General features: G+C 69.2%; 5 protein-coding genes and 1 pseudogene. 1 reads left to right on the top strand and 5 read right to left on the bottom strand.

The features are described 5' to 3' along the window. Positions 1-519, top strand: a pseudogene (locus AC1DY5_RS44630) (DUF349 domain-containing protein); the annotation flags it as partial. Positions 520-552: 33 nt separating this feature from the next. Here the strand turns inward: AC1DY5_RS44630 and AC1DY5_RS44625 are convergent. From AC1DY5_RS44625 to AC1DY5_RS44605, 5 genes are read right to left on the bottom strand one after another with little or no spacing between them, the layout of a single operon-like run. Continuing rightward, positions 553-1,347, bottom strand: a complete 795-nt coding sequence (locus tag AC1DY5_RS44625) for a M90 family metallopeptidase (RefSeq protein ID WP_478120815.1) — start codon at positions 1,345-1,347, stop codon at positions 553-555. Next, complete coding sequence (locus AC1DY5_RS44620) at positions 1,347-2,129, bottom strand: UDP-2,3-diacylglucosamine diphosphatase (protein WP_478120814.1); 783 nt, start codon at positions 2,127-2,129, stop codon at positions 1,347-1,349. Before AC1DY5_RS44620 ends, AC1DY5_RS44625 begins: the two co-directional genes overlap by 1 nt. Positions 2,130-2,170: 41 nt before the next feature. Further along, positions 2,171-2,677, bottom strand: coding sequence for a peptidylprolyl isomerase (locus tag AC1DY5_RS44615; protein ID WP_478120813.1), 507 nt, complete (start codon positions 2,675-2,677; stop codon positions 2,171-2,173). A gap of 16 nt (positions 2,678-2,693) precedes the next feature. Beyond that, on the bottom strand, positions 2,694-3,281 hold the full coding sequence (locus AC1DY5_RS44610; protein ID WP_478120816.1) for a peptidylprolyl isomerase: 588 nt from the start codon (positions 3,279-3,281) through the stop codon (positions 2,694-2,696). A 52-nt stretch (positions 3,282-3,333) separates the two neighbouring features. Then, a complete protein-coding gene (locus AC1DY5_RS44605) occupies positions 3,334-3,924 on the bottom strand; it encodes a tetratricopeptide repeat protein (RefSeq protein WP_478120812.1) in 591 nt (196 codons plus the stop codon). Between the last annotated feature and the right edge of the window lie 239 nt (positions 3,925-4,163).

The following is a 4,163-nucleotide window of genomic DNA, read 5'->3' as shown; positions in this document are numbered from 1 at the left end:
GGCCCGGCGGGTGGCCGCTTCGGCGAACGCCCGCCGCGCGAGGACCGTGGCCCGCGCCTCGGCGACGCAGCTTTCCGAGCCCAGCGCGAAGCGCTCGAACGGGCCGAGTTCGCGCTGCGCAAGCTGGCGTCGCAGGCCCATGGCGAGGCGCTCACGCAGGTGCTAGGGGCCTGGGAGAAGCGCGACGCCGCACARCTGCCCAGTGTCCAGGAGCTGGGCCGCGCGGTGACGCCGGCGGTGCGCAGCAGCTGGTCGCAGGCCATCGGCTCGGCGCCTTCGGCACAACCCTCCGACGCCGCCGAGGCGCTGCTGCGGCTCGAGATGGCGGCCGAGGTGCCGACGCCGGCCGACCAGATCGAGGCCCGCCGCGCCCTGCAGCTCAAGCTCCTGACCCGGCGCGGCGACCCGACGCCGGAACAGACCTGGGGCCAGGATGCAAGCAAGGTGCTGGCCGCCAGCCACGACACGAGTTCTGCCAGGCGGCTGCAGAACGCGCTAAAGGCGCTACTGCGCAAGTGAAGGGAGGGTCGCCGCGGGCGACCCGTGCCATGCTCAGCGGCTTGGCGCCGCGTTGAAGAAGGCGTCGAACAGCGCCGTCAGCGCGTCGAACTCGGCCTGCAGCGCCGAGCGGTTCACGAAATAGGCCTCGCAGGCGACGGCGAAGAACTCGGCCGGCGACTGGGCGCCATAAGGGTCGAGCCAGGGCGCTTCGCCGCCGAAGCGCTCGGCCATGATGGCTTTCTCGCGCAGGGCTTCGTAGGCCGGGTGCAGCACCGCGAACCAGGCGGCGCGCGCCGCCCTCGCGCTGTGCGTGCCAAGGAATCCCGGCGGCAGCGGCGGGCAGCCGTCGGCGGCACCGCTGCGCATGTCGATCTTGTGGGCGAACTCGTGGATCACGACGTTGTAGCCCTCGGTGCGCGTGATGCTGCTGGCCAGCACGTCCTGCCAGCTCAGCATCACCGGGCCGCGGTCCATCGCCTCGCCGGCGACGATCTCGTCGTATTGGTGGACCACGCCCGTGGCGTCGGTGGTCGTGCGGTGTGCGACCACCTCGGACGGGTGCACCACGATGCCGACGAAATCGTCATACCAGCGCAGGCCGCCCTTCAGGTTCAGCACCGGCAGCACGGCCTGGGCGGCGATCGCCAGCGCCACTTCGTCGGTGATCGCGAAACCGTGGGCGCCGTGGAATTCCTTGTCGCGCAGGAACTCGGCCGCGAGCGTGCGCAAGCGGTCTTGTTCGGCGGCCGGGCGTTCAGCCAGGAAGCGGTAGCGCGTCAGTGTCGCCTGCCAGGCCGCATCTGGGATCCTGGGGGGCGCGCGCAGGCTGCGCAGCCAGTCGAACATCAGCGCAGGTCGACGCGCTGGGCGCCCGCGCTCGACAGGCACAGCAACTGGGCGCGCGGCGGATGCGCCGCGGCGTCCCAGTCGCTCAGCACGATGCGGCGCAGGCCGTGACCGAGGTCGTGGGTCGCCGGCCGGTGGGTGTGGCCGTGCACCAGCGTGTGGGCGCCGGCCTGGCGCAGCCAGTCGCGTGCGGCATCGGCGTCGACATCGGCCCACACCATGTCGGGGCTGCGCTTGCGGTCTTCGCTCTGGGCGCGGACCGAACGCGCGAGCGTGCGGCGCTCCTCGAGCGGACGGGCCAGCAGCGCCTGCTGCCATTCGGGGCTGCGCACCTGGGCGCGAAAGCGCAGGTACTCGGTGTCCTCGAGGCACAGCGCGTCGCCGTGGCTCAGCAGCCAGCGCTCGCCGTGCAGCACCAGTACGGTCGGGTCGTCGACAAGTGTCATGCCGCAGCGCGCCGCGAGGTCGGCGCCGACCAGGAAGTCGCGGTTGCCGTGCATGAAGAAGACCGGCCGGCGCGCCGACGCCGCCCGCAGCAGCTCGGCGCATTGCGCCTCGAAGCCGGGCAGGGCGGCGGCGTCGTCGCCGACCCAGACCTCGAACAGGTCGCCGAGGATGAAGACGGCGTCGGCCGGAGTGGTGTCGAGGTAGCCCTGCCAGGCGGCCACCGTGGCCGGCTCCGATTCCTGCAGGTGCAGGTCGGAGATCAGGTCGACCGTGCGCCAGCCGGGCGGCGCGACGATCTCGGCGAATGCCGCCATGCGCGCGGTCGTCAGGCTCATTCGGCAAGCTCCTTGCTTCGCCTTGGGAGCGGCCCAGCGGCTCAGGCCTTGACGGCCTTCTCGATCACGACGTCCTCCAGCGGCACGTCGTCGTGGAAGCCCTTGCGGCCGGTCTTGACGGCCTTGATGGCGTCGACCACTTCCTTGCCGCCGACCACCTTGCCGAACACCGCATAGCCCCAGCCCTGGGCCGAGGGGGCCGTGTGATTCAGGAAGCCGTTGTCGGCGACGTTGATGAAGAACTGCGCGGTGGCCGAGTGGGGCGCATTGGTGCGCGCCATGGCAACCGTGTAGTTGTCGTTCTTGAGGCCGTTGTTGGCTTCGTTCTGGATTTCGGCGCCGGTCGGCTTCTGGGTCATGCCGGGCTCGAAGCCGCCGCCCTGCACCATGAAGCCGGGGATCACGCGGTGGAACACGGTGTTGTCGTAGTGGCCCTTGGTCACGTACTCGAGGAAGTTGGCGACCGTCTTGGGGGCCTTGTCCTGGTCGAGTTCGAGCGTGATCACGCCCTTGTCCTTGATGTGCAGTTCGACTTGCGGGTTGCTCATGGCAGTGTTCCTTTGCTTATTTCGCCAGGGTGGCGGATTGGATGGTGATGGTTTCGACGGGCACGTCCTGCATGCCGCCCTTGTTGCCGGTGCGTGCGGCGCGGATCTTGTCGACGACCTCGGTGCCCGAGACCACCTTGCCGAACACCGTGTAGCCGTAGCCGTCGGGGTTGGGGGCGTCGAGCATGGCGTTGTCCTTGACGTTGATGAAGAACTGCGCGGTGGCCGAGTTCGGGTCGGAGGTGCGCGCCATGGCGATCGTGTACTTGTCGTTCTTGAGGCCGTTCTTAGCCTCGAGCGGGACCGGCGCGCGGGTCGGTTTCTGCTTCAGGTCGGGCGTGAAGCCGCCGCCCTGGATCATGAAACCGTCGATGACGCGGTGGAACACCGTGCCGTCGTACTGCTTGTCCTTGACGTACTGCAGGAAATTGTCGACCGTCTTGGGCGCCTTGTCGGGCGCCAGCTCGATCACGATGTCGCCGGCCGAGGTGGCGAGCTTGACGCGCGGCGCGCTCTGGGCCCAGCTGGGTGCGGCAGCAGCAGCGGCCAGGGCCAGCGTGGCGGCCAGAGCGAGGGCCCGGCGGCGCGAAAGGACTTGAGAAATCACGGGTGGATCACTTTCGTGTGCGTGCGCGGCAGCGCGTTCTGGAAAGGGGTCAGTTGCGCACCGGCTTGCGCACCGGCGGGATCGCCGGCGGCAGGGTGTCCGGGGCCGGCGCGCCGAACATCTGGCGCACCAGTGTGAGCTTCGGCGGCACGGTCGTGTTGCCGGCCTCCAGCTTCAGCGCCCGGGCGTAGGACTGGGCGGCCAGCCGCGCATACACGTCGCCGAGGTTCTCGTGCGCGGTTGCGTAGTCGGGGTTGAGCTTGATCGCCATCTCGAGCGCGGCGCGGGCCTTGTCGAACTGGCTCTGGGCCGCGTAGAGCGCGGCGAGGTTGTTGTAGGGCTCGGGCAGTTCGGGAAAGTCCTGGGTCAGGGCCGTGAAGACCTCGACCGCGTCGGTCTGCTTACGTTGCTCGGTCAGGATCACGCCGCGCAGGAATCGCATCTGCGGGTCGCGCGGCTTGCCGGCGATATAGGCATCGGCCTTGGCCAGCGCCTGGTCGGCCTTGCCCTGGCGCAGCAGGGTGTTGACGTCGGAATAGTCGTCGGCGTGGACGGCGCCGGCCACCAGGGCGAACAGGAGCGCCGCGATGGCTCGGAAGTGGCGGGAGACAGGGAGGGGGGAGAAGGCAGCGTGCTGCATGGAGCCTCGAGAGTGAGAGGAGACGGGTCTCGTAAACACGCGGAAAACTTCCGGCGGTGGCCGTTTACAATGGGCGCCATTGTAGCCGAGGGGGCCTTTCCAGCCGCTCGTCGCCACACCCCCGTCACCCCTGAAAAACCCCCATCGTTCGCCCGTTCCAGCACGCGCGCGAATCGACGTTTCCGAGCCTCATGAGCCTTCGCATCTACAACACGCTGTCGCGTGAACTGGAGGAATTT

The organism is Variovorax sp. P4_D9 (genome assembly GCF_056401695.1).
Note: the sequence above shows the minus strand (reverse complement) of the source record. Positions and strands in the feature narration are given on the sequence as shown.

Coding starts and splice junctions, on each gene's coding strand:
- AC1DY5_RS44625 (WP_478120815.1), bottom strand. CDS start 1,347: ATGTTCGACTGGCTGCGCAGCCTGCGCGCGCCCCCCAGGATCCCAGAT.
- AC1DY5_RS44620 (WP_478120814.1), bottom strand. CDS start 2,129: ATGAGCCTGACGACCGCGCGCATGGCGGCATTCGCCGAGATCGTCGCG.
- AC1DY5_RS44615 (WP_478120813.1), bottom strand. CDS start 2,677: ATGAGCAACCCGCAAGTCGAACTGCACATCAAGGACAAGGGCGTGATC.
- AC1DY5_RS44605 (WP_478120812.1), bottom strand. CDS start 3,924: ATGCAGCACGCTGCCTTCTCCCCCCTCCCTGTCTCCCGCCACTTCCGA.